18 protein-coding genes are annotated in these 24,558 nt (G+C 74.9%); 10 read left to right on the plus strand and 8 right to left on the minus strand.

Annotated features, from left to right (window positions below):
• The first annotated feature begins 88 nt into the window (after window positions 1-88).
• Together ACI8AD_RS15825 and ACI8AD_RS15830 are read left to right on the plus strand one after the other, a co-directional pair.
• Window positions 89-1,630: an APC family permease gene (locus tag ACI8AD_RS15825; protein WP_456871472.1), complete on the plus strand. Its 1,542-nt coding sequence runs from the start codon at window positions 89-91 to the stop codon at window positions 1,628-1,630.
• The gene (locus ACI8AD_RS15830) at window positions 1,627-2,673 is read left to right on the plus strand and encodes an LLM class flavin-dependent oxidoreductase (protein ID WP_456871473.1); all 1,047 of its coding nucleotides are present in this window, start codon (window positions 1,627-1,629) and stop codon (window positions 2,671-2,673) included. Before ACI8AD_RS15825 ends, ACI8AD_RS15830 begins: the two co-directional genes overlap by 4 nt.
• 46 nt (window positions 2,674-2,719) lie before the next feature.
• Here ACI8AD_RS15830 and ACI8AD_RS15835 read toward each other — a convergent pair whose 3' ends face one another.
• Entirely contained in the window at window positions 2,720-3,928 is a 1,209-nt protein-coding gene (locus tag ACI8AD_RS15835) for a saccharopine dehydrogenase family protein (protein ID WP_456871474.1), read from the minus strand.
• Window positions 3,929-4,036: 108 nt separating this feature from the next.
• Between ACI8AD_RS15835 and ACI8AD_RS15840 the strand changes: the two genes are divergently transcribed.
• Window positions 4,037-5,545: an APC family permease gene (locus ACI8AD_RS15840; protein WP_456871475.1), complete on the plus strand. Its 1,509-nt coding sequence runs from the start codon at window positions 4,037-4,039 to the stop codon at window positions 5,543-5,545.
• Entirely contained in the window at window positions 5,542-5,967 is a 426-nt protein-coding gene (locus ACI8AD_RS15845) for a universal stress protein (protein ID WP_456871476.1), read from the plus strand. The genes ACI8AD_RS15840 and ACI8AD_RS15845 overlap by 4 nt, the downstream gene beginning before the upstream one ends.
• 59 nt (window positions 5,968-6,026) lie before the next feature.
• On the opposite strand, the gene ACI8AD_RS15850 is transcribed toward ACI8AD_RS15845, so the two are convergent.
• Window positions 6,027-7,418 (minus strand): aspartate aminotransferase family protein, encoded by a 1,392-nt coding sequence (locus ACI8AD_RS15850; protein ID WP_456871477.1) that lies wholly within the window; start codon window positions 7,416-7,418, stop codon window positions 6,027-6,029.
• Between the two features lie 188 nt (window positions 7,419-7,606).
• Here ACI8AD_RS15850 and ACI8AD_RS15855 point away from each other — a divergent pair, with 188 nt between their 5' ends.
• A complete protein-coding gene (locus ACI8AD_RS15855) occupies window positions 7,607-9,043 on the plus strand; it encodes an aldehyde dehydrogenase family protein (RefSeq protein WP_456871478.1) in 1,437 nt (478 codons plus the stop codon).
• Between the two features lie 64 nt (window positions 9,044-9,107).
• Here the strand turns inward: ACI8AD_RS15855 and ACI8AD_RS15860 are convergent, their stop codons facing one another.
• Window positions 9,108-12,185, minus strand: a complete 3,078-nt coding sequence (locus ACI8AD_RS15860; protein ID WP_456871479.1) for an NAD-glutamate dehydrogenase domain-containing protein — start codon at window positions 12,183-12,185, stop codon at window positions 9,108-9,110.
• A gap of 86 nt (window positions 12,186-12,271) precedes the next feature.
• The gene (gene gabT, locus ACI8AD_RS15865; RefSeq protein ID WP_456871480.1) at window positions 12,272-13,624 is read right to left on the minus strand and encodes a 4-aminobutyrate--2-oxoglutarate transaminase; all 1,353 of its coding nucleotides are present in this window, start codon (window positions 13,622-13,624) and stop codon (window positions 12,272-12,274) included.
• A gap of 146 nt (window positions 13,625-13,770) precedes the next feature.
• Between gabT and ACI8AD_RS15870 the strand changes: the two genes are divergently transcribed.
• Complete coding sequence (locus tag ACI8AD_RS15870; protein WP_456871481.1) at window positions 13,771-15,279, plus strand: PucR family transcriptional regulator; 1,509 nt, start codon at window positions 13,771-13,773, stop codon at window positions 15,277-15,279.
• A 94-nt stretch (window positions 15,280-15,373) separates the two neighbouring features.
• Window positions 15,374-15,871, plus strand: coding sequence for an Lrp/AsnC family transcriptional regulator (locus tag ACI8AD_RS15875; RefSeq protein ID WP_456871482.1), 498 nt, complete (start codon window positions 15,374-15,376; stop codon window positions 15,869-15,871).
• Here the strand turns inward: ACI8AD_RS15875 and ACI8AD_RS15880 are convergent.
• The 3 genes from ACI8AD_RS15880 to speB all read right to left on the minus strand — a co-directional run bounded on the left by ACI8AD_RS15880 (window position 15,817) and on the right by speB (window position 19,222).
• Window positions 15,817-16,221, minus strand: coding sequence for a hypothetical protein (locus ACI8AD_RS15880; protein ID WP_456871483.1), 405 nt, complete (start codon window positions 16,219-16,221; stop codon window positions 15,817-15,819). The genes ACI8AD_RS15875 and ACI8AD_RS15880 overlap by 55 nt on opposite strands.
• Before the next feature lie 80 nt (window positions 16,222-16,301).
• Window positions 16,302-18,185 (minus strand): primary-amine oxidase, encoded by a 1,884-nt coding sequence (locus ACI8AD_RS15885; protein ID WP_456871484.1) that lies wholly within the window; start codon window positions 18,183-18,185, stop codon window positions 16,302-16,304.
• Window positions 18,182-19,222 carry an agmatinase gene (gene speB, locus ACI8AD_RS15890; protein WP_456871485.1) on the minus strand — a complete coding sequence of 347 codons (1,041 nt, stop codon included), beginning with the start codon at window positions 19,220-19,222 and terminating at the stop codon, window positions 18,182-18,184. Before speB ends, ACI8AD_RS15885 begins: the two co-directional genes overlap by 4 nt.
• Before the next feature lie 401 nt (window positions 19,223-19,623).
• On the opposite strand from speB, the gene ACI8AD_RS15895 reads away from it, so the two are divergent.
• Together ACI8AD_RS15895 and ACI8AD_RS15900 are read left to right on the plus strand one after the other, a co-directional pair.
• Window positions 19,624-21,153 carry an APC family permease gene (locus ACI8AD_RS15895; protein WP_456871486.1) on the plus strand — a complete coding sequence of 510 codons (1,530 nt, stop codon included), beginning with the start codon at window positions 19,624-19,626 and terminating at the stop codon, window positions 21,151-21,153.
• 177 nt (window positions 21,154-21,330) lie between these two features.
• Entirely contained in the window at window positions 21,331-22,206 is an 876-nt protein-coding gene (locus tag ACI8AD_RS15900; RefSeq protein WP_456871487.1) for an endonuclease domain-containing protein, read from the plus strand.
• 85 nt (window positions 22,207-22,291) lie between these two features.
• Here the strand turns inward: ACI8AD_RS15900 and ACI8AD_RS15905 are convergent, their stop codons facing one another.
• Window positions 22,292-23,149, minus strand: coding sequence for an aldo/keto reductase (locus ACI8AD_RS15905; RefSeq protein ID WP_456871488.1), 858 nt, complete (start codon window positions 23,147-23,149; stop codon window positions 22,292-22,294).
• A gap of 35 nt (window positions 23,150-23,184) precedes the next feature.
• Between ACI8AD_RS15905 and ACI8AD_RS15910 the strand changes: the two genes are divergently transcribed.
• Window positions 23,185-24,516 (plus strand): replication-associated recombination protein A, encoded by a 1,332-nt coding sequence (locus ACI8AD_RS15910; RefSeq protein ID WP_456871489.1) that lies wholly within the window; start codon window positions 23,185-23,187, stop codon window positions 24,514-24,516.
• Window positions 24,517-24,558 lie beyond the last annotated feature (42 nt).

Raw genomic sequence — 24,558 nt, forward strand, 5'->3', positions numbered from 1 at the left:
TGGCTCTATAGGTTTCGGCGGTCCCTGTGGCCTGGGGCACACCGGCTCGGCGCCGGCGCGCCCCCCACCCTCGCGAGGAGACCGCCCGGTGACCGCACCAGGAGGACCCGTCGGCCGGACCGACGACGACGCCCAGCTCGCCGCCCTCGGGTACTCCCGGGAGTTCGACCGGAGCATGGGCCTGTGGGCCAACATGGCCCTCGGCTTCACCTACCTGTCGCCGCTGGTCGGCGTGTACTCGCTGTTCGCCTACAGCCTGTCCATCGGGGGGCCGCCGGCGATCTGGTGGATCGTCATCGTCGGGTTCGGCCAGCTGCTGGTCGCGCTGGTCTTCGGCGAGGTCGTCTCGCAGTACCCGCTCGCCGGCGGCATCTACCCGTGGACCCGGCGGCTGTGGAACCGGCGCTACGCCTGGATCGTCTCGTGGGTCTACATCTGGGCGATCATCGTGACCGTCACCGCGGTCGCCGAGTTCGGCGGCGGGTTCGTCGCCGCGCTGCTCGGCGTCGACGCCACCCCCGGCGTCGTCCTCGCCACCGCGGTGGGGCTGCTCGTCCTCGCCTTCTGCGTCAACTACAGCGGCACCCGCACCCTCGCCCGCATCGCCCGCATCGGGCTGGCCGCCGAGCTCGTCGGCGTCGTCGCCCTGGGGCTGTTCCTGCTGCTGTTCCGCCGCGAGCAGCCCTTCGGGATCTTCTTCGACACCCTCGGCGCCGGCGGCGGCGAGGGGTACCTCGGCACCTTCCTCGCCGCGGCGCTGTCCGGGCTGTTCCTCTTCTACGGGTTCGAGGCCTGCGGCGACGTCGCCGAGGAGGTCGCCGACCCGGCCCGCCGGATCCCGCGGGCGATGATCCTCACCATCCTCGTCGGCGGGGTCTCGGGCTTCCTGTCCTACGCCGGCTACGTGCTGGCCGCCCCTGACGCCCAGCTGCAGGCGATCATGGCCGGGGAGGACGTCGACCCGATCCCCACCATCCTGGAGAGCTCGCTGGGGACCGTCGGCTCAAAGGTCTTCCTCGTCGTCACCGTGGTCGCCTTCGTCTCGTGCGTGCTGTCGCTGCAGGCCGCCGGCAGCCGGCTGCTCTACGCCTTCGCCCGCGACCGCATGCTCCCGGCCAGCGGCTGGCTCTCGCACGTCTCCAGCCGGCACTCCGTCCCGACCAACGCGCTGCTGGTCGTCTGCGTCGTCCCGGTGCTCATCTGCCTGTTCGTCTTCTGGCGGCCGGACTCCCTGGCCCGCGTCACCGCGTTCGCCGTCCTCGGCATCTACGTCGCCTTCCAGGCCGTGGTGCTCGCCGCGCTGCGGCAGCGGCTGCGCGGCTGGCGCCCGGCGGGGGTGTGGAACCTCGGCCCGGCCGGGCTGGTGGTCAACGTCCTCGCCCTGGCCTACGGGGTCTTCGCCATCGTCCTGCTGATCAGGCCCGCGCCGGGCACCGAGACCTTCCTCGACCGCTGGATCGTCGCGATCGGCCTGGCGATCGTCGCCGGCACCGGGCTGCTGTACCTGTTCGGCGCCCGGCCGGACCGGCACTCTGCACACGTCCCCGAGGGCGACGCCCGCGAGGTGGCCGCACAGCTCCAGCAGATCCGGCGGGACGCCGGTGTCCCGGTGAGTGAGGAGATCCGATGAAGTTCAGCTACGCGATGCTGCCCGACTACCCGCTCGAGGAGTCGCTGCGGGCGATCGAGCTCGCCGACGAACTCGGCTTCCACGCCGTCTACGCCGCCGACGAGACCTGGCACAAGGACCTGTGGCTGCTGTTCGCGGCCGCGGCCGCGCGGACCTCGCGCGTCCGGATGGGCCCGAGCGTCTCGGCGGTCACCCTGCGCGAGCCGACGCTCATCGCCCAGGCCGCCGCGACGCTCGACGAGCTCACCGGCGGGCGGGCGGAGGTCGTCCTCTCCAGCGGCAACTTCGGCCTGCTCGCGCAGTACAGGACGGACTGGAAGACGACGAAGCCGCTCTCGCGGGTCGTCGAGGGCGTCAAGGTCATGCGCACCTTCCTCGACGACGGCGCCATCACCTTCGACGGGGAGTTCTTCTCCTACGACGGGCTGTTCACCTTCGCCCGCCCGGTGCAGCAGCACCTGCCGGTGAAGATGGGCGCGATGCGCGGGCCCAAGTCGTTCCAGGCCGCCGCCGAGCACTCCGACGGCTGCCACCACGCGCTGAGCTACACCCGCGAGGCCTACGAGTACGCCGCCGAGAACCTGCGCGCCGGCGCCGAGCGGGCGGGCAAGGACTGGACGACGCTGGACTTCGGCGCGTGGGTGGTCGTCTCGGTCGGCCGCGACTCCGCCGCGGCCAAGGACGCCGCCCGCAGCATGGTGGGCATCTACGCCTCCTCGATGCCCGCCGAGCAGCTCGAGCGCAACGGCGTGGACCCCGACAGCCTGAAGCCGATCATCGACGCGATCGCCGGCGGGGACCTCGCCAAGGGCATCGAGCTCACCAGCCCGGAGATCGCCGACAAGCTGTCGTTCTCCGGCACGCCCGAGGAGGTCACGGCCAAGATCAAGGAGATCGAGCCGACGGGGGTCAACCACCTCATCGCCGCCATCACCGACGCCTCGCTGGTCAAGGCGTTCACCGGCCGCGAGCTGGCCGGGGTGGCCACCGTCGACGAGCAGCTGCGGCTCATCCACGACGAGGTCATGCCCGCCTTCGCCTGAGCGGCGTGGGCCCGGTCTCCTCAGGGAGGCCGGGCCCCCGGAGCGGCTACCCGCCCTCGCGCAGCCCCCAGGGGGAGCCGTAGTCGGTCAGCAGGTCGAGGAAGGGCACCGCGTCGAACGCCTCCGGGCCGAGCACCCCGCTGCCCCGCCACCGGCCCGTGGCCAGCAGCTCGAGGGCGACCACGGGGTTGACGGCGGTCTGCCAGACCACCGCCTGGGACCCGTACTCGGCCATCGACCAGGCGTTGTCCACCACGTGGTACAGGTAGACCTGCCGCGGGCGCCCGTCGGTGCCCGTGCCCGACACCCAGAGGCCCGCGCAGGTCCGCCCGGTCATCAGCTCACCGAGCGTGGCGGGGTCGGGCAGCGCCGCGGCGACCAGGTCGCGCGGGGCGACCTCGACGTCGCCGACGCGGACCGGCGTCGTGGAGTCCAGGCCGGTGGTGTGCAGCGCCTTGAGGACGCCGATGAACTCGCTGCCGAGGCCGTACTTGAAGGTGACCCGGCGGGCGTCGACCCAGCGCGGCATGAGGAGCACCTCCTCGTGCTCCACGTTGACGCACTCCACCGGGCCGATGCCCTCGGGGAAGTCGAAGACCTCCGGCTCGCTGAAGGGCTCGGTGGTGTACCAGCCCCGGTCCCGCTCCCACACGACCGGCGGGTTGAGGCACTCCTCGATGGTGGTCCAGATGCTGAACGACGGCGCGAACGCGTGGCCCCGCACGGTCAGGTCCGCCCCGTCGCGCACCCCGAGCTCGTCGATCTCGGTGAACAGGTGGTCGGCGGCGTAGCGGGCGAACACGTCGGACAGCCCGGGCTCCACGCCCATGCCCACGAGGGCCAGCCGCCCGGCCGCCTCCCACTCGGCGGCGAGGGCGAACTGCTCGTCGCCGAGCTTGACCCCGGTCTGCTCGTACGGCCGCTCGGGGTGCGGGCGCGACAGCGACATCGCCATGTCGAGGTAGTCGACGCCGGCCGCGAGCGACGCGCGGAACAGCGGCATGACGAACCGCGGGTCGGTCGCGTTGAGCAGCACGTCGCAGCGGTGCTCGGCGAGCAGGGCCCGGACGGCGTCCTCGTCGGCGGCGTCCACCCGGGCGGCGACGAGGCGGGGGTCCCCGGTCGCGGCCACCGCCTTCTCGGCGCGGGCCGGGTCGAAGTCGGCGACGACGAGGCGTTCCACGAAGTCGCGACGCGCCGCGATGGCCGTCACCGCGCTGCCGACACCGCCGGCGCCGACCAGCAGGATGCGCATGTCCACCTCCACGGGAGGCGGCCACCCTAGCGACGAGTTCCGCAGCGAGGACAGGTCTGCGAACGCCGAACCCTTGTCCAACGGGCCATCTGCTGCCATAACCGTCGCATGAAGCCGGATCCAGCCGAGCCCGCGGTCCGCCCGGGGGACGAGGCGACCCTCCGCCCGGGCGCCATCGGGTTCCTCGACGTCCTCGTGATCGGCCTGGCCTCCACCTCGCCGGCCTACTCGCTGGCGGCCATCATCGGCGCACTGGTGGCCCTCACCGGGGTGCACGCCCCCGGCGTGCTGCTGGCCTCCTTCGTGCCGATGCTGCTCATCGCCTCGGCCTTCGCCGCGCTCAACCGGGTCGACCCCGACTGCGGGACGACGTTCTCCTGGGTCACCCGGGCCATGGGGCCGTGGGCCGGGTGGATCGGCGGCTGGGCCATCACGATGACCGGCGTCCTGATCATCGGGTCGCTGGCCAACGTCGGCGTCGTCTTCACGCTCCGGACGCTGAACCTCGACTCGCTGGCCGAGAACACCGCCGTCGTCCTCGTGCTCACCGTCGCGCTGATCCTGCTGATGACCTGGATCTGCGTGCTCGGCACCGAGCTGTCGGCCCGGCTGCAGAACGCGCTGATCCTCGCCCAGACCGCCGCGCTGCTGGTGTTCGCCGCGGTCGCGATCTACCGCGGGGTGAGCGGCGACAGCCCGCTGGGCGGGCTGGACCCCAGCTGGAGCTGGCTGAACCCCTTCGGCGCGGGCGGCGCGGCGCTCTCCGGCGGGCTGCTGCTCGGCGTGTTCGCCTACTGGGGCTGGGAGTCGGCGGTGAACCTCACCGAGGAGACCCGCGACTCCACCTCCACGCCCGGCCGCGCCGCGATCGTGTCCACCCTCGTCCTGCTGGTCACCTACGTCGCCGTCGCGATCGCGGTGCTCGCCTTCGCCGGCACCGACTACCTCGCCGACAACGCCGACGAGGAGGAGGCGATCTTCGCCCTGCTGTCCACCGAGGTCATGGGCGGCTGGGACTGGGTGGTCCTGCTGGCGGTGGCCACCGCGGCGATCGCGTCGACCCAGACGACGATCCTCCCGGCGTCGCGCACCGGTCTGTCCATGGCGCGGCGGCACGCGCTGCCCCGCCGGTTCGGGCACATCTCGCCGCGCCACCGCACCCCCGACGTCTCCACCTGGTGGGTCGGCGTCATCGCCAGCGTCTGGTTCGTCGTGGTGAGCCTGGTCAGCGAGAACGCGCTGTTCGACTCGATCACCGCGCTGTCGCTGCTGATCGCCTTCTACTACGCGCTCACCGGCATCGCCTGCGCCGTCTACCACCGCCGGCAGCTGACCCGCAGCGTGTCGGCGTTCCTGCTCATCGGGCTCGGCCCGCTGGTGGGGGCGGGGCTGCTCGTCTGGCTGCTGGTGCTGTCGATCCGCGATCTCGCCGACCCGGCGAACTCCTACACCGGCCAGGCGTGGCTGGGCGTGGGGCCGCCGCTGGTGATCGGCGTCGGGATCTTCCTCGTCGGTCTGGTGCTGATGTTCGTCTGGCGGACCCGGGACGGCCGGTACTGGCAGGAGCGGCCCGGGATCGCCGGGGAGCGCATCGACGTCGACGAGGACCTGCGGTGAGCATCGTGCTGGGCTACGACGAGTCGCCGGGGTCGCGGCCGGCGCTGGCCACGGCGATCTCGCTGGCCGCCCGCTTCGAGGAGCCGCTGGTCCTCGTGTACGGCGTCGAGCCGCCCGGGGGGATGGGGGAGGAGTTCCAGGCCCACCAGCGCGCGCTCACCGAGATCGGCCGCACCGCGGTGGCGCACGCCGTCGAGGAGGCGCGGGCGGCCGGCGTCGCGACGGTGGTCGAGGTGCTGTCCCAGAAGCCGGCCCAGGCGCTGGTGGAGGCCGCGCACCGGCACGACGGCCGGTTCATCGTCGTCGGCACCCGCGGGGAGAGCCCGCTGCGCGGCGCCTTCCTCGGGTCGGTGTCGCACAAGCTGCTGCACCTGTCCGACCGCCCGGTGCTCTGCGTGCCCGTGAGGGGAGACGCGGCATAGGAAGCTCTCCGCACGTCCTGGGCCCCGGGACGTGCGGAGAGCTTCCATTGCCTCGGCGATCAGAGCTTGGCCCAGGCCTCGGTGAGCACGCTGCGGAGGACCTGCTCCATCTCGTCGAACTCGGCCTGGCCGCAGATCAGCGGCGGCGCGAGCTGGACCACCGGGTCGCCGCGGTCGTCGGCGCGGCAGTACAGGCCCGCCTCGAACAGCGCGCCGGAGAGGAACCCGCGCAGCAGCCGCTCGGACTCCGCGGCGTCGAAGGTCTCCTTCGTCGCCTTGTCCTTGACCAGCTCGATGCCGTAGAAGTACCCGTCGCCGCGGACGTCGCCGACGATCGGCAGGTCCAGCAGCTTCTCGAGCGTGGCGCGGAAGGCACCCTCGGAGGCGAGCACCCGCTGCCCGAGCTGCTCCTCCTCCATCAGGTCGAGGTTGGCCAGGGCCACCGCGCAGCTGACCGGGTGCCCGCCGAAGGTGTAGCCGTGCGGGAGCGACGCGGTGTCGCGGAGGAAGGGCTCGACGACGCGGCCGGAGGCGATCATCGCGCCGATCGGGGAGTAGCCCGAGGTCATGCCCTTGGCGCAGGTGATCATGTCCGGCACGAAGCCGGCCTTCTCGCAGGCGAAGGTGGTGCCCAGCCGGCCGAAGGCGCAGATCACCTCGTCGCTGACCAGCAGCACGTCGTGCCGGTCGCAGATCTCGCGGACCCGCGCGAAGTAGCCCGGCGGCGGCGGGAAGCACCCGCCGGCGTTCTGCACCGGCTCGAGGAACACCGCCGCCACGGTGTCGGGGCCCTCGAGGAGGATCGCCTGCTCGATCTGGTCGGCCGCCCACCGCCCGAACGCCTCGGGGTCGTCGCCGAACAGCGGCGCCCGGTAGATGTTGGTGTTGGGCACCCGGATGCTGCCGGGGACCAGCGGCTCGAAGGGCGTCTTGAGCGCGGGGATGCCGGTGATGGACAGCGCCCCGTGCGTGGTCCCGTGGTAGGCGACCGCCCGGCTGACCACCTTGGTCTTCTGCGGCCGGCCGGTCAGCTTGAAGTACTGCTTGGCCACCTTCCACGCCGTCTCCACGGCCTCGCTGCCGCCGGTGGTGAAGAAGACCCGGTCCAGGTCGCCGGGGGCGGCGGCGGCCAGCCGCCGGGAGAGCTCGATCGCCGTCGGGTGGGCGTAGGACCACAGCGGGAAGAACGCCAGCTGCTCGGCCTGCCGCGCGGCGGCCTCGGCCAGCACCCGGCGCCCGTGGCCGGCCTGGACGACGAACAGCCCGGACAGCCCGTCGAGGTAGCTGCGGCCGCGGTCGTCGAAGATCCGAGCGCCCTCGCCGCGGACGATCACCGGCGGTGGGGTGTCGCGGTAGGCGCCCATGCGGGAGAAGTGCAGCCACAGGTGGGCGGTCTCGTCCGCGGCGGTGGGCCGTCCGGACGGGGTGAAGTCCTGCTCCGTGGTGGTCATGGCAACGGATCCCGTCGTCGGAGGACGTCCTGGGTGCCCGGATCGTAGCGGCGCACCCTGCCCGGCGGCACCGTCCCGGTGTGCCAGGACGGCGCCCTCGCGCCGCGGCGGTGGACGGATCGGCCGTCCCGGGACGGGGGAGTCGTCGGGCACGCTCGCAGCACCCGCTCCGTCCCCGAGGAGGACCCATGACCACCCCGTACTGGATCGCCGGGCGCCCCGCCCACGGCAGCGAGGTGCTCGAGGTCCGCTCGCCGCACGACGGGTCCCTGGCCGGCCGGACCACCACCGCCACCCCCGACGACGTCGAGACCGCGGTCGCCGAGGCCGCGCGGGTGCGCCGCGAGTTCGCCGCCACCCCCGCGCACGTGCGGGCCGCCGCCCTCGACACCGTCTCCCGCCGCCTCGCCGAGCGCGCCGAGGAGGTCGCCGCGCTGATCACCGCCGAGTCGGGCAAGCCGCTGAAGTGGGCGCGCCTGGAGGTCGCGCGGGCGGTGTCGACCTTCCGCTGGGGCGCCGAGGAGGCCCGCCGCTGGTCGGGCACGCTGCAGCGGCTGGACACCGACCCGGCCGCCACCGGCCGCATGGCCCTGGTGCGACGCGTGCCCCGCGGCCCGGTGCTCGGCATCGCGCCGTTCAACTTCCCGCTCAACCTGGTCGCCCACAAGGTCGCCCCGGCCATCGCCGTCGGCGCGCCGATCGTGCTCAAGCCCGCCCCGGCCACCCCGCTGACCGCGCTGCTGCTCGGGGAGCTGCTCGCCGAGACCGAGCTGCCCTCGGGCTCCTGGTCGGTGCTGCCGGTGCCCAACGAGGTCGCCGCCGACCTGGTGCGCGACCCGCGCCTGCCGGTCGTGTCCTTCACCGGCTCGGTGCCCGTGGGCTGGGCGATCCGCGAGTCCGCGCCGCGCAAGCACGTCACCCTCGAGCTGGGCGGCAACGCGGCCGCCGTCGTCGGCCCGGACCAGGACGACGAGAAGTCGCTGTCGTGGGCGGCGTCGCGGATCGCGACCTTCGCCATGTACCAGGGCGGGCAGTCCTGCATCTCCGTGCAGCGGGTGTTCGCCCACCGCGCGGTCGCCGAGGCGCTGACCACGCGGGTCGTGGAGGCGGTGCAGCGGCTGGCCACCGGCGACCCCACCGACCCGGCCACCGACGTCGGCCCGCTCATCGACGAGGCCGCCGCCCGCCGGGTGGAGAGCTGGGTCGACGAGGCCGTCGCCGCGGGCGCCCGGGTGCTCACCGGCGGCGCGCGCGAGGGCGCCACGTACGCGCCGACCGTGCTCAGCGACGTCCCGGCGACGGCGAAGCTGGCCTGCGAGGAGGTCTTCGGCCCGGTCGTCGTGATCGACGCCGTCGACTCCCTCGACGAGGCGTTCGACCGCGTGAACGACAGCCGCTTCGGGCTGCAGGCCGGCGTCTTCACCCGCGACCTGCAGGTCGCCTTCCGCGCCGCGCAGGTGCTCGACGTCGGCGGCGTCGTCGTCGGCGACGTGCCGAGCTTCCGCGCCGACCAGATGCCCTACGGCGGGGTGAAGGACTCCGGCACCGGGCGCGAGGGCGTGCACGCGGCCATGGAGGACCTCACCGAGGAGCGCGTGCTGGTGCTCACCGGCATCGACGTCTGACCCCCCGGACGCCCCGAGGCCCCGGTCCCCCTCGCGGGGGCCAGGGCCTCGTCGTGTCGCCTCCTCAGGCGGCGGCCGCGACCAGCCGGTGCAGCTCGCCGACCACCACGGTCAGCACCGGCACCACCGGGTCGGGTGCGGCCAGCGCGGCGTCGCGGACGGCGGCGAACCGGGCGACGGCGGCGGCGTGCCGCGCGGCGAAGACGGTGGCGTCGCCGCCCGCCGTCGTCACCGCCGCGCGGGTCAGCGTGACCCGGCAGGCGTCGAGCTGGTCGCGCAGGGCGCTCTTGGCCGACAGCACCCAGGAGGAGTCCGCGGGCTCGTCGACCACCCGGTCGCGCACCGCCGGCAGGCCGAGGAGCTCGCCCAGCCGCACGTGCGCGTCGGCCACCGCGGTCACGGGCCGGCCGGTGTCCCCGGCGAGCTCCACCAGCTCGAGGACGTCGCCGGCGCAGCGCAGCGCGGCCAGCCCCTCGGCCAGCTCGGTGGGTGCGCCGGCCGCGAGCAGGTCGTCCCGCAGCGCGCGGGCCCGCTCGGCCTCCGACCCGGGCCGGGCGAGCCAGCCCGCCGGGTCGAGCGCGGCGACCAGCCGGGTCAGCCGGGGGACGGCGGCCGACAGCTCCGCCGGTTCCGGCCGGCGCCGCAGCAGCCGGTCGGCGGCGTGCTCGGTGGCCCGCTGCAGCTCCGGCAGGGCCAGCCGCTCGACGGCCAGCGGCACGTCGGCGTCGACCAGCGCCCAGAGCCGGTCCAGGCCGAGGACGGCCTCGGCCGCGGCGAAGGCGCGCGCGGCCACCGCGGTCCCGACGCCGTGGCGCTCCTCCAGCCGCAGCAGGAAGCCCGGGCCGACCCGGTTGACCAGGACGTTGGCCAGCTGCGTGGCGGTGATCTCGCGGGCCAGCGGGTGCGCGGCGACGCGGTCGGGCCAGCGCTCGCGGACCGCACGCGGGAAGTAGGCGTGCAGCACCCCGGCCAGGGCCGGGTCGTCGGGCAGGTCGCCGGCCAGCAGCTCCTCGCGGACGAGGTTCTTGGAGTAGGCCAGCAGCACCGCGGCCTCCGGGCGGGTCAGCCCGCACCCGGCCTGCCGCAGCCGCTCGACCTCCGCCTCCGAGGGCAGCCGCTCCAGTTCCCGGTCGAGCCCCGCCTGCTCCTCCAGGTCGCGGATCAGCCGCGCGTGCCGGTCGAGGAGGAACGGCGCCTGGTCGGCGCAGACCGACAGGGCGCGGGCCTGCAGCGCGTTGTCGGCCAGCACGGCGTCGGCCACCTCGCCGGTGAGCTCCCGCAGCAGCGCGTCGCGCTCGGCGACGGTCAGCTCGCCGTCGCGGACGGCGCCGCGCAGCAGGATCTTGAGGTTGACCTCGCGGTCGGAGGTGTCCACGCCGGCGGAGTTGTCGATGAAGTCGGCGTTGACCCGGATGCCGGCCCGCGCGGCCTCGACCCGCGCCCGCTGGGTGAGCCCGAGGTTGCCGCCCTCGCTCACGACCCGGCAGCGCAGCTCCCCGGCGGTTACCCGCACCGCGTCGTTGGCGCGGTCGCCCACCTCGGCGTCGGTCTCGCCGTCGGCGCGCACGTACGTGCCGATCCCGCCGTTCCACAGCAGGTCCACCGGCGCCCGCAGCACCGCCCGCACCAGCTCGGCCGGGGGCAGCTCGGTCGCCGTCGTCCCGAGCCGCGCGCGGACCTGCGGGCTCAGCGGCACCGACTTGGCGTCGCGCCGGAACACGCCGCCGCCGGGGGAGAGGACGGCGGGGTCGTAGTCGGCCCAGGACGACCCGGGCAGCGCGGCCAGTCGCCGGCGCTCGGTGAACGAGGTCGCCGCGTCCGGATCGGGGTCGAGGAACACGTGCCGGTGGTCGAACGCGGCCACCAGCCGCAGCCGCTCCGACAGCAGCATCCCGTTGCCGAACACGTCGCCGGACATGTCGCCGACGCCGACGACGGTCACCGGGTCGGTGTCGGGGTCGGTGCCCAGCTCGCGCAGGTGCCGGCGGACCGACACCCACGCGCCGCGGGCGGTGATGCCCATGGCCTTGTGGTCGTAGCCGGTCGACCCGCCCGAGGCGAACGCGTCACCGAGCCAGAAGCCGCGACGCACCGCGATCTCGTTGGCCAGGTCGGAGAAGGCCGCCGTCCCCTTGTCGGCGGCCAGCACCAGGTAGGGGTCGGGCCCGTCGTGGACCACCGTCCGGGCGGGGTGGACCACGCCGTCCTCGGTCCGGTCGTCGGTGACGTCGAGCAGCCCCTCGACGAAGCAGCGGTAGGCCGCGGCCACCTCCCGGCCGACGGCGGCGCGGTCGAGGCCGCGCAGGTCGCGGCGGACGACGAAGGCGCCCTTGGCCCCGGCCGGCACGATGACGGCGTTCTTGACCAGCTGGGCCTTGAGCAGGCCGAGCACCTCGGTGCGGAAGTCCTCGGGGCGCTCGGACCACCGGACGCCGCCGCGGGCCACGGCGGCGCCGCGCAGGTGCAGGCCCTCCATGGTCGGGGAGCACACGAAGGTCTCCACCCACGGCCGCGGCGCCGGCAAGGAGCCCAGCCGCGACGAGTCGATCTTCAGCGCCAGCTGCGGCCGCGGCCGGCCGTCGGCGTCGCGCTGGAAGGCGTTGGTGCGCAGCACCGCGGCGAGGACGTCGCGCAGGCCGCGCAGGATGCGGTCCTGGTCGAGGCTGGTGGTCGCCGCCAGCAGCGCGTCGAGGTCGGCGGCCGCCCGCTGCTCGGCGGCGGGGTCGCGGGAGTCGGGGTCGTGCCGGGCGGTGAAGTGCCGCAGCAGCGCCCGGGCGACCTCCGGGGCGGCGAGCACGGTCTCCTCGACGTACCCGCGCGAGAGCCCCGTGCCGGTCTGGGCCAGGTAGCGGCAGGCGGCCCGCAGGACCGCGACGTCGCGCACCGGCACGCCGGCGAGGACGGTCAGCCGCGACAGCCCGTCGAGCTCGGTCTCCCCGGCCCAGGCCGCCGCCAGCGCCTGCTCCAGCGCCGGCAGCGCGGTGTCGGGGGAGGCGGACTCCGGCAGCACCAGCTCCAGCCGGGAGGGCGCGACGCCGTCGGCGCCGGGCAGCGCGACGGCGTCGGCGACCCGGACGCCGAGCCGCTCGAAGACGGGGACGACGTCGGCCAGCAGCGGGCGCTGCCCCGGCCACCCGGCCACGGCGACGACCCTGCCGCCGGACCCGGTGCCCGGGTCCGGCTGCAGGGTGACGCGCCGCGCCGGCCGCAGGGCGGTCGGCGCCGCCATCAGCCGGCGTGCGCGGCGAAGGCCGCGTCGAGGACGTCGAGGCCCTCGCCGAGCAGGTCCTGGCCGATGACCAGGGGCGGCAGGAAGCGCAGCACGTTGCCGAAGGTGCCGGCGGTCAGGACGACGACACCCTCGACGTGGCAGGCGCGGGCGACCCGGCCGGTCAGCTCGGGGTCGGGCTCGGTGGTGCCCGGCTTCACGATCTCGACGGCGATCATGGCGCCCCGGCCGCGGACGTCGCCGATGGCCGGCGTGCGCTCCTGCAGCGCGCGCAGGCGGGGGAGCATGGTGTCCCCGATGGCGCGCGCGGCGCCGGTCAGGTCCTGCGCGCGCATGGTCTCCATGGAGGCCAGCGCGGCGGCGCAGGCCACCGGGTTGCCGCCGTAGGTCCCCCCGAGCCCGCCGGTGTGCACGGCGTCCATGATCTCGGCGCGGCCGGTCACCGCGGCCAGCGGCAGGCCGCCGGCCATGCCCTTGGCGAGGGTCACCAGGTCGGGGACGACGCCCTCGTGCTCGGAGGCGAACCAGTCGCCGGTGCGGCAGAAGCCGGTCTGCACCTCGTCGGCGACGAACACCGCACCCGAGGCGCGGCACCAGTCGGCCAGCGCCGGCAGGAAGCCGGGGGCCGGGACGACGAAGCCGCCCTCGCCCTGGATCGGCTCGATGAGCACCGCGGCGACGTTGGCCGCGCCCACCTGCGCCTCGATCTGGGCGATGGCGCGGGCGGCGGCCTCGGCGCCGGTCAGGCCGGGCTCGTCGCGGAACGGGTAGGACATCGGCACCCGGTAGACCTCGGGCGCGAACGGGCCGAAGCGGTGCTTGTACGGCATGTTCTTCGCCGTCAGCGCCATCGTGAGGTTGGTGCGGCCGTGGTAGGCGTGGTCGAAGACGACGACGGCCTGCCGGCCGGTGGCGTGCCGGGCGATCTTGACGGCGTTCTCGACGGCCTCGGAGCCGGTGTTGAACAGCGCCGAGCGCTTCTCGTGGTCGCCGGGGGTGACGCGGGCGAGCTCCTCGCAGACGGCGACGTAGCCCTCGTAGGGCGTGACCATGAAGCAGGTGTGGGTGAAGGCGGCCACCTGCTCCTGCACCGCCGCCACCACCCGCGGGGCGGCGTTGCCGACGTTGACCACGGCGATGCCCGAGCCGAGGTCGATGAGCGAGTTGCCGTCGACGTCGACGACCACGCCGCCGCCGGCGCGCTCGACGAAGACCGGCAGGGTGGTGCCGACGCCGGCCGAGACGGTGGCCGACCGGCGGGCCATGAGCTCCGCCGACCGGGGGCCGGGGACCGGGGTGACCAGCCGCCGCTCCTGGGGAAGCGTGGTGGTGGGCTCGAGCAGGTCGGTCACGGGTGCTCCTCGACGTCGCGGGCGGGCCGGTGCCTCCGGCGGGGGAGGCTCCCTGCTCGAGTGTGGGACGCCCGCCACACCGGCGGTACCGTCCAGACCGGCGCGTGGGCCACGCGCGGATGTCCACTTCGTCGCCGGGAGCTGCCGTGCCGGTCACCGTCGCCGACCTGGTCGCCGACCCGGCGCTCGGCCTGGTGCTGCACACCCCGGGCGGCGGGGTCGACCGGCCGGTGTCCTGGGTCCACGTCAGCGAGCTGGCCGACCCGACGCCGTTCCTCGAGGGCGGGGAGCTGCTGCTGACCACCGGCCTGGCGCTGCGCGGCGAGCCGGTGGAGGCGTACGTGTCGCGGTTGGCCGCGGCCGGCGTCGTCGGGCTGGGCCTGGGCACCGGGCTCGGGGTCGACGCCGTCCCGGCCGACCTGGTCGCCGCCGCCGAGCGCGCCGGGCTGGCGCTACTGGAGGTGCCGCACCGGACGCCGTTCATCGCGCTGTCCCGCAGCGTGTCGGCCGCGCTGGCCGCCGACGAGTACGCCGCGGTGGCCCGGGCGGCGACCGCGCAGCAGGAGCTCACCCGCGCGGCGCTGGCCCCCGGCTCCCCGGCACCGCTGCTGCAGCGCCTCGCCCGGCAGGTGGGCGGCTGGGTGCTGCTGCTCGACACCGCCGGGACCGTGCTCGAGGCGGTGCCGGCGGCGGCCGCCGGCCGCGCGGAGGCGCTGCGGCCGGAGGTGGACCGGCTGCGGTCGGTGCGCGCGCCGGCGAGCGCGGCGCTGACCGGGCCGGGGGAGACGGTGCTGCTGCAGTCGCTGGGCAACGAGCGGCGCACCCGCGGTTTCCTCGCCGTCGGCCGGCCCGGCCCCGTCCACGCCGCCGACCGGCACGTGGTCAACGCCGCCGTCGGCCTGCTCACCCTGCGGCTGGAGCAGTCCCGCGGCCTCGACAGCGCCATGGCGGCGCTGCGCGCGGCGCTGCTGCGGATGCTGCTGGCCGGCGAGGAGGCCGCCGTCGGCGAGGCGGTCGCGGCGCTGGGGGAGCGGCTGCCGGCCGAGCCGCTGCGGGTGCACGTGGTCCTCGGCGAGGTCGGTCAGCGGGCGGCCGCCGTCGACGTCGCCGCCGACGCCGCGGCCGCGACCGGCTCGCCGTCGTTCTCCGCCGAGCTCGACGGCGACGCCCTGGTGCTGCTGGTCGCCTCCGACGGGCCGCTGCCGGAGCGGCTGGCGCGGCTGCCCGAGCGGGTGCCGCAGACGGCGGTCGGCGTGTCCGGTCCGGTGCCGTGGAGCCGGCTGGCCGACGGCGTGCGCCAGGCCCGGCAGGCGGCCGAGCACAGCCGGGCGCGCGGGGGCGGGGTGGCCACGTTCGCCGAGCTCGCCGGCCGCGGGCTGCCCGCCCTGCTCGACCCGGCGGCCACCCGCGCCTTCGCCGACGCGCTGCTCGCGCCGCTGGTCGCGGCCGACCGCGCCGGCGCCGGTGACCTGGTCGACTCGCTGCGGGCGTGGCTGGCCCACCACGGGCAGTGGGAGCCGGCCGCGGCGGCCCTCGGCGTCCACCGGCACACGCTGCGCAAGCGGATGGCGCGGGCCGGGGACCTGCTCGGCCGCGACCTCGACGAGCCCGGCACCCGCGCCGAGCTGTGGCTGGCCCTGCACCCGCCCGCGTGAGCGCGCTCCTCCTGACCCGGACGGGTGGCGCGCCGGTGGGGGACGCCCCTCCCCGTCGCTAGGCTGCAGGCACAGCAGCGGCCGGGAGGGGGCGGTGGCGATCCGGGAGCGTGAGTTCGTCCTGGACGACGTCTCCAGGGCGATCATCGAGCAGCTCCAGCAGGACGGCCGGCGACCCTACGCCCGGGTCGCGCACGCCGTCGGGCTGTCCGAGGCCGCCGTCCGCCAGCGCGTGCAGCGGCTGCTCGACGCCGGGGTCATGCAGGTGGTGGCCGTGACCGACCCGCTGCAGGTGGGGTTCTCCCGCCAGGCGATGGTGACGGTGCGGACCGGCGGTGACCCCCGCGAGGTCGGCGACGCGATCGCCGCGCTGACCGAGGTCATCTACGTGGTTGTCACCGCCGGTCCCGCCGACCTGCTCGTCGAGGTGGTGGCCGAGGACGACGACCAGCTGCTCGGCACGGTGGCCCGCATCCGGGCGATCGAGGGCGTGACGTCGACCGAGACCCACCTCTACCTGGGCCTGCGCAAGCAGACCTACGCCTGGGGCACCCGCCGTCCCGACCTGCCGCCGACGGCCGCCGGGATCTGAGCCGGCACCTGCCTCGGCCGGGCGCGCAGCGGGACGTCGGTACCCACCGCCCAGCGCACCAGCCCCAGCGCGACCCCGAGGCCGGCCAGCAGCAGCAGCGCCGGCGGCGCCCACGCAGCCGGGTCCACCGCCGTGGCGGCGGACCCGCCGTGGTGACCCGGACCGGCCAGGAGCAGGTGGGCCGGCATCAGCGCCGCCGCCGTGACGTGTCCCGCCCACGTCGCCGCGCCCGGGCGGCGCCACAGGTGCACCGCGCACGCCAGGCAGGCCAGCGCGAGGGCCAGCGACAGCGCCCCGTGCCGGCCGGGCCCGAGCAGCGGCAGGTGCAGCAGCGCGGCCGCCGTCGCCACCCCCGCCGCGGTGGCGGCCAGCAGCTGCGGACCCCCGGCGCGGGGCGCAGCTGCCGGCCACTCAGCAGCGGGGTCCTCCCTCAGTGGCAGTGCCGCGCGGTGGACGGCGGCACGTCCAGGGCCGGGTTGCGGTCGAAGAAGCCGGCCGGCTTGAGCTCGAAGGACACCACGTCGACCGGCATGACCGGCCAGTCCTCGGGCCGCGGCACGTGGTGGATGCCGAACACGTGCCACAGCACGACGTCGGTGTCCTCCAGCGGGCGGTCGGCCTCCTGCCAGACCGGCAGCCCGGCGTCCCGGCGGCTCTGGTTGCAGAACTCGCCGGCCGGCCAGCGCTCCTCCTCGTCGAAGCGGCTGACCCACACCGGGTGGTCGATGACCTGGGCCCGCTGCCGGAACGGCGCGCTGGGGTCGGCCAGGGCCGGCAGCGGCGAGTTGGCGTACAGCTTGTAGCCCGGGGCGGTCCCGAGCCGGTTGGGCCGGGTGCGGTTGACCACCTTGACCGACCGCTGGCTGGCGAAGTCGACGTCGACGCGGCCCTCGGCCTCCGAGCGCACCGGCCGGCTGCGGGTGACCACCGCCAGGCCGTAGGGGTTGTCGTCGGAGACCGGCAGCGCCTCGCTCTCGGTGACGACGACGGTGTTGTCCGGCCCGTCGACCTCCATGTCGAGCCGGGCGACGATGAAGTGCTGGTGGATCGGTGCGTAGGTGCGCTCGTCGACGACGGTGCCGTACGCCGGCGGGGTGCCCTCGTAGGCGCTGGTCACCATGATCCCGGTGGCGCGGACCTCGCACTGCACCGTGCCGTCCTGGTAGAAGCGCCAGTAGGTCAGGTACTCGTAGTTGGCCACCGTCGCGTGGAACGAGACGACCATCCGCCGCGAGCGCCGCACCTCCGACCCCGCCTGCTCGTCGACGTGCTTCCACAGCACGCCGTCGTCCTCCTCGTGCAGGCAGATGGCGTTCTCGATGGTGTAGGGCTCGCCGCGGCTGTCGCTGAGGACGGCGTCGACGTAGGTGATCTCGCCGAGGCAGTCGCAGCCGAGCTTCAGCGACGTGGTCATGTAACCCAGGCCCCACTCGCCGATGTCGAAGGCGGTGCGCCGGTGGTGGTCGGGGCTGGGGTCGCGGTAGGGCACGACCATCTCGGCGAAGGACATCCGGTGCGCGATCGGGCGGCCGTCGTAGGCGACCCGGTGGATCACCAGGCCCTCGCGGTGGTTGAAGCCCAGCCGCATCGACCACTTCTGCCAGCGCAGCTCGGAGCCGTCGAGCGCGAAGGAGACGCCCTCGGGCTGGGTGATCTCCAGCGGCCGGACGTCGGTGCGCTGCTGCAGGCCGGGCACCAGCGCGGGCAGGTACTCGCCCATGACGGCGGGCTGCGCCGGCGGCGGGGTGTCCTCGATCTGCAGCAGCTCCATCGTGTTGAGGTCGACGACGAAGTGCAGCCCCATCACCGGGTTGGCGTAGGGGTTGGCGTCCGGGGCCGAGCGCCGCCACACGTCGGTCCAGCCGACCCGGCGGTCCTGCAGCCCCTGCGGGATGAGCGAGTGGCCGTAGGCCCAGGTGTCGATGAGCACCAGGTCGAGGTCGGTGATGCCGCGCTTGGCCAGCGCCGCCACGACGTCGGGGTGCTGGATGAGCACCTCGTGCGCCTCGTGCCACTCGTCGAGGGTCATGTTGGCCTGCTGGCCGGGCACCGCCTCCCACGAGACGACGGCGTCGTCGGTGAGCGAGACGACGGCCTTGTACGGCGTCCCCTCATCGCGGCTCCACACGGTGACACGGGCCTCGCGCCGGACCGGGTCGCCGGGGGTGAACGCGCGGACGACGTCCTTGGCCGGCTCCCTGAGCTCGATCGAGGCGAACCGCCAGCGCTCGTCGACCCCCTTGTCGCGGCGGAGGACGGCCGCGGCCGCGCGGAACTCGTCGGTGGTCAGCGGGTCGAGCGGGTGAGCGGTCATGCCTGGGTCTCCGGGGTCGGGTCGGGGCGGTCGGCGAGGAGGGGGAGGGCGGGGTCCCAGCGGGTGCCGTCGCGGGCGTCGCGGCGGCGGCGGGCGATGGCCGAGAGGGCCTCGAGCACCACCCGGTTGGCGAGGGCGGCGGTGACGTCGGCGTGGTCGTAGGGCGGGCTGACCTCGACGACGTCGACCCCGACCACCGGCAGCTCGAGGCAGAGCCGGCGGACGGCGTCGAGCAGTTGCCGCGCGGTCAGCCCGCCGGGCTCGGGGGTGCCGGTGCCCGGCGCGTGCCCGGGGTCGCAGACGTCGATGTCGACGGAGAGGAAGACGCCGTCGCACTCGTCGGTGGCGATGGCGGAGGCCTCGGTGAGGCACGCGTCCAGCCCGCGGTGCCCGATCTCGGTCATCTCGTAGGAGCGCATCCGCCGCTGCGCCATCCAGTCGAGGGTCTCCGGCGGCGGCCAGTAACCGCGCAGCCCGACCTGCAGGAACCGGTCGCCGCGCAGCGCGCCGGACTCGATCAGCCGGCGCATGGGCTGGCCGTGGCCCCACAGCGAGCCGAACTCGATGTCGCCGGTGTCGGCGTGCGCGTCGAAGTGGATCATCGAGACCCGGCCGTGGCCGAGGACGTTGGCGACGCCCTTGGCGTCGGCGAAGGCGATCGAGTGGTCCCCGCCGAGCACGACCGGGATCGCGCCGGCGCGGGCGACCCTCTCGACGGCGGCCTCCAGCGCCGGCAGGGCCGTCTCGATGTCGCCGGAGTACATCTCGACGTCGCCGGCGTCGAGCACCCGCAGGTCGCGCAGGCCGTCGGTGCGCAGCGCCAGGCTGGGCCGGGAGCCGTCGTGCGGCAGGTAGTCGGTCATCCGGATGGCCTGCGGGCCGAAGCGGGTGCCGGGCCGGTGCGACGTCCCCCCGTCGAAGGGCGCCCCGAGGACGACGACGTCGGCGCCGTCGTACGTGGCGGGGTCGTCGAGATCACACCGCTCGACGCCGAGGTAGGTGATGTCGGGCCCGTACTGGGCGCCATAGCGCGTCATCGCGTCGAGTCCGATCCTTCGTGCGGCCGGTGTGCCCGCAGGGTACGGGTCCATCCTGACGACGGGATCCGCGCTGTCAAGGGCCCCGGACGACGGAATCCGGAATCTGGCGCTCGCCCGGCCGCTCGTTGCCGCGGTCGGGCGGGGGGTCGCGGCCGTCGGGCCGGATCGCCGCGGAAAGCGTGCGTCCGGCGTTCGTAGGCGCGCGAAACGGTGGCCGGGCGCGCCTCCGACGCGGGGATCCGCGGGACGGGAGGCGCCGGACTGTCGACGCACCGCCCCGCCGGTGTACGGGGCGGAGTCTTCCGCTCCCGCGACGGCCGCCTGATCGTCTCCGCTGTGACCCGCCGCACACGCCGGGTCTGCCTGTGCGCCGGCTCGGCGCGACGAGGAGGACGTGCATGACTCTGGACCAGCGGTCGGCGACCGGGCCGGCGGACCTGAGGGCCAAGGGCCTGTCGAAGAACTCGGTCGGCCTGCTCGCCAGCGTCGTCCTCGGCATCTCCAGCATCGCGCCGGTCTACGCGCTCACCGCGACGCTGGGCCCGACGGTGACCGAGGTCGGCCTGCAGATGCCGGCCGTCTTCCTCGTCGGCTTCATCCCCATGCTGCTGGTGGCCTACGGCTACCGGGAGCTCAACCGGGTCGCGCCGGACTGCGGCACCTCGTTCACCTGGGCCACCAAGGCGTTCAACCCCTACGTCGGCTGGCTGGCCGGCTGGGGGGCGCTGCTGGCGACGGTCATCGTGCTGTCCAACCTCGCCGGGGTCGCCGTCTCCTTCTTCTACCTGCTGCTCGGTGAGATCACCGGCTCCGAGAGCGTCGGCGCGCTCGGTGACAACCGGCTGGTCAACGTGGTGACCTGCGTGGTGTTCGTGGCGCTGGCCACCTGGATCACCTACCGCGGGGTCGAGGCGACCAAGCGGCTGCAGTACACGCTGGTCGGCTTCCAGATGGCCGTGCTGCTGCTGTTCGTGGTGCTGGCGCTGGTCAAGTCCGGCTCGGCGCCGGGCGGCATCCCGTTCGAGTTCTCCTGGCTGGACCCGACCGCGGTCTCCTCGTTCAGCGCCTTCACCGCGGGGCTGTCGCTGTCGCTGTTCATCTACTGGGGCTGGGACACCTGCCTGACGGTCAACGAGGAGACGACCGGCTCGGCGCGCACGCCCGGGCGGGCGGCGCTGCTGACCATCGTGGTCATCGTGCTCACGTACCTGACCGCGGCCATCGCGGTGCAGATGTACGCCGGCATCGGCACCGAGGGCACGGGGCTCGGCAACCCCGACACCGGTGACAACGTCTTCGCCGCCCTCGCCGGTCCGGTGCTCGGCCCGGGGCTGGCGTTCCTGCTCTTCCTCGCGGTGGTGGCGAGCTCGGCGTCGTCGCTGCAGACCACGTTCCTCCCGCCGACGCGCACCCTGCTGGCGATGGCCACCTACGGCGCGCTGCCCAAGGGCCTGGCCGAGGTGCACCCGCGCTACCGGGGCCCGTCGACGGCCACGCTGGTCGCCGGCGTCGCGACCGCGCTGTTCTACGTGGGGATGACCCTCATCAGCGAGAACGTGCTCATCGACACGATCTACGCGCTCGGGCTGATGATCTGCTTCTACTACGGGCTGACCGCCTACGCCTGCGTCTGGTACTTCCGCCACGAGCTGCGCCGCAGCGTGAAGGACCTGTGGATCAAGGGCATCGTGCCCCTGCTCGGGGCCCTGATGCTGACGGCGGTGTTCGTCCAGACCGCGATCGACACCCTCGACCCCGCCTACGGCAGCGGCTCGTCGGTGTTCGGGCTGGGCAGCGTGTTCGTCATCGGCATCGGCCTGCTCGTGCTCGGCGCGGTGCTGATGCTCGTGTGGCGCTCGCGGCACCCGGAGTTCTTCCGCGGCCAGACGCTGCAGCAGGACACCCCGTCGCTCGTCTTCGACGACTGAGCAGCTGCCCTCTCGTCGACCATCGGCTCGTTGCCGCCGACACGCACCGACACGCCGGTGCGGGCGGCAACGAGCCGATGGTCGTCGTGGGCGGGACGACTTCCCACAGGGCGACCCTGCGTCCACAGGTGGGCCCGGGCCAGGTGTCGCCCGCTGCGGTGACAGCACCGTCGTCGCGTGGACGACGTCGAGCTGCCGCTCACCTACACCTGGAGCGAGGCGCGGAGAGCCGGTGCGCGCCGGCGGCAGGTGGCCGCGGACGGGCGGCGGCTGACCCGCGGCCTGTACCTGTCGGCCGCGGCGGAGGACGGTCTCCTTGCCCGCTGCCGCGCCTGGACGCGCCTGCTGCCGCCCGATGCGGCGTTCGGGGTGGGCACCGCCGCCGTCCTGCTCGGCGCGCAGGCTGACCCTCCACCTGAGGTCGAGGTCGTGCTGCGGCCGCGTCCGGTCCTGCCCCAGCGGCGGGGACTGGCGGTGCACGTGCGGGACCTCCGGGCCGAGGACGTCACCGAGGTCGCGGGACTGCGGGTCTCCTCCGGCGCGCAGACATTCCTCGACCTGGCGCAGCGCCTCCCGCCGGCGGAACTGGTGGCCGTCGGCGACGCGCTCCTGCGGTCCGGTCACCTGGACGCCGCCGCTCTCGACCGCCGGCTGGCTCGGGCCGGGCGGGTGCGGGGCGTGGTGCGGGCGCGGGAGTGCGCGGCGCTGCTGTCACCCGGCGCGATGTCGCGGCCGGAGTCCCTGCTGCGGTTCTGGCTGCTGACCAGCGACCTGCCCGGCCCGCAGGTGCAGGTGCCCGTGCTGGACCGCCGGGGCCGCGTCGTGGCGCACGCCGACCTGGGTTACGCCGAGCACCGGGTGGCGATCGAGTACGAGGGCCGGCAGCACGCCGAGGCGGCGCAGTTCGGCCGCGACGTCGACCGGTACTCGCTCATGGCGGCGGGCGGGTGGCTGGTGCTGCGCTTCGCGGGCCGGCACCTGACCGGTCCCGCCGTCGTCGTCGAGCGCACGCGGCGGGCGCTGCTGACCCGGGGATGGCGGCCGGGGGGTTGATCACCGGGTCGTTGCCGCCGGCACGCGCGGACACGCCGGGGCGAGCGGCAACGAGCCGATGATCAACGCGCACGCAGCAGGGCGCTCAGCCGTCCAGGCGGGCCAGCTGCTCGGGGGTGAGCCGCAGGTCGGCGGCGGCCGCGGAGTCGCGGATCGACGACGCCCGCGACGCCCCCGGGATGGGCACCACGACGTCGGCCTGCGCGAGGTGCCAGGCCAGCGTCACCCGGTACACCGACACGCCCAGCTCCTCGGCGACCTCGGCGAACTGCGGCGCCGCCGACCCCAGCGACCCCGCCGACGACACGCCGCCGAACGGGCTCCACGGGATGAACGCCAGCCCGTGCCCGGCGCAGTGCGCGATCTCGCCGGCCGAGTGCCGCCACCCCGGCGAGAACTGGTTCTGCACCGCCACCAGCGCCGGGCCCACGATCGAGCGGGCGACGTCGATCTGGGCGACGTCGGCGTTGGAGATGCCCACCATCTGCACGAGGCCGTCGTCGGCGAGCTGGCGCAGCCCGCCCATCGACTCCTCCCACGGCGTCGCGGGGTCGGGCCGGTGGAACTGGTAGAGCCCGATCGCCTCGACGCCGAGCCGCCGCAGCGACGCCTCGCACGCCCGCCGCAGGTAGCCCGGGGACCCGTCGAGCTCCCAGTCGGTGCCGCGGCGGGTGTGCCCGCCCTTGGTGGCCACGAGCACGTCGTCCGCGCCCGGGCCGTAGGAGGCCAGGGCCTCGGCCACGAGGGACTCGTTGTGCCCGAACTCGGACTCGTCGAGGGCGTAGGCGTCGGCGGTGTCGACCAGCGTCACGCCCGCGTCGAGCGCGGCGTGCACGGTGGCGACGGCGTCCTCGCGGGCGGGGCGGTCGGTCCGGGTGGACAGGGGCATCGCCCCGAGCCCGACGGCGCTGACGGTGCGGTCTCCGATGTGTCGCTGCTGCACGGGGCTGTCGTGCCCCGCGGGTAGCGTCGCTACCCGTGACGTCGCTGTTCGACGAGCCGGCGGAGGAGAGCGGCGCCCCCGACCCCGGTGCGCCGCTGGCGGTGCGCATGCGGCCGCGCTCGCTCGACGAGGTCGTCGGCCAGTCGCACCTGCTCGGCCCGCGCGCGCCGCTGCGGCGGCTGGTGGAGGCCGACGAGCCCATGTCGCTGGTCCTCTACGGCCCGCCGGGCACCGGCAAGACCACCCTGGCGCACGTCATCTCCCTGGCCACCAAGCGCCAGTTCGTGCAGCTGTCGGCCCTCGACGCCGGCGTCAAGGAGGTCCGCGCGGTCATCTCCGGCGCCAAGCGGGAGCTCACCTACGCCGGCCGGCGCACCGTGCTGTTCATCGACGAGGTGCACCGCTTCTCCAAGACCCAGCAGGACTCCCTGCTCTCGGCGGTCGAGGACCGCATCGTCAGCCTGATCGCGGCCACCACGGAGAACCCCTTCTTCTCGGTCGTCAGCCCGCTCCTGTCCCGCAGCCTCGTGCTCGCCCTGCAGCCGCTGTCCGACGACGACGTCCGCGCGCTGCTGCACCGCGCCCTCACCAGCGAGCGCGGGCTGGGCGGCGCGGTGACGCTGAGCGCCGAGGCCGAGGAGCACCTGGTCCGTGTCGCCGGCGGCGACGGGCGCAAGGCGCTCACCGCGCTGGAGTCCGGCGCCGGCGCCGCGCGGTCGGCGGGCGCGAGCGAGATCGACCTCGCCACGCTGGAGACCGCCGTCGCGCAGGCCGCCGTCCGCTACGACCGGCAGGGCGACGCGCACTACGACGTCGCCAGCGCGCTGATCAAGTCCATCCGCGGCAGCGACGTCGACGCCGCGCTGCACTACCTGGCGCGCATGGTCGTGGCGGGGGAGGACCCGCGCTTCATCGCCCGCCGGCTGGTCATCGCCGCCAGCGAGGACATCGGCATGGCCGACCCGACGGCGCTGCAGACCGCCGTCGCCGCGGCCGAGGCGGTCGCCTTCATCGGCATGCCCGAGGGCCACTTCCCGCTCGCGCACGCCGTCGTCCACCTGGCCACCGCGCCGAAGTCCAACGCGGTCACCGTGGCCATCGGCGAGTCGGTCGCCGACGTGCGGGCGGGGCTGGCCGGGCCGGTGCCCCCCGGGCTGCGCGACGCGCACTACGCCGGCGCGAAGCAGCTCGGCCACGGGAAGACCTACGTCTACCCGCACGACGCGCCCGAGGGCATCGTGCCGCAGCAGTACCCGCCCGACGCGCTGGTCGGGCGCGACTACTACCGGCCCACCAGCCGCGGCGCGGAGAGCGCCATCGGCGCGCGGCTGGCCAAGCTCCGGGCCATCCTCCGGCGCACCCGCTGACCGCCGGGGGCCGCGACTACTGTGGCCACGCCGGGCGTTGCC

The sequence above is a fragment of the Geodermatophilus sp. SYSU D00766 genome, from assembly GCF_054049915.1.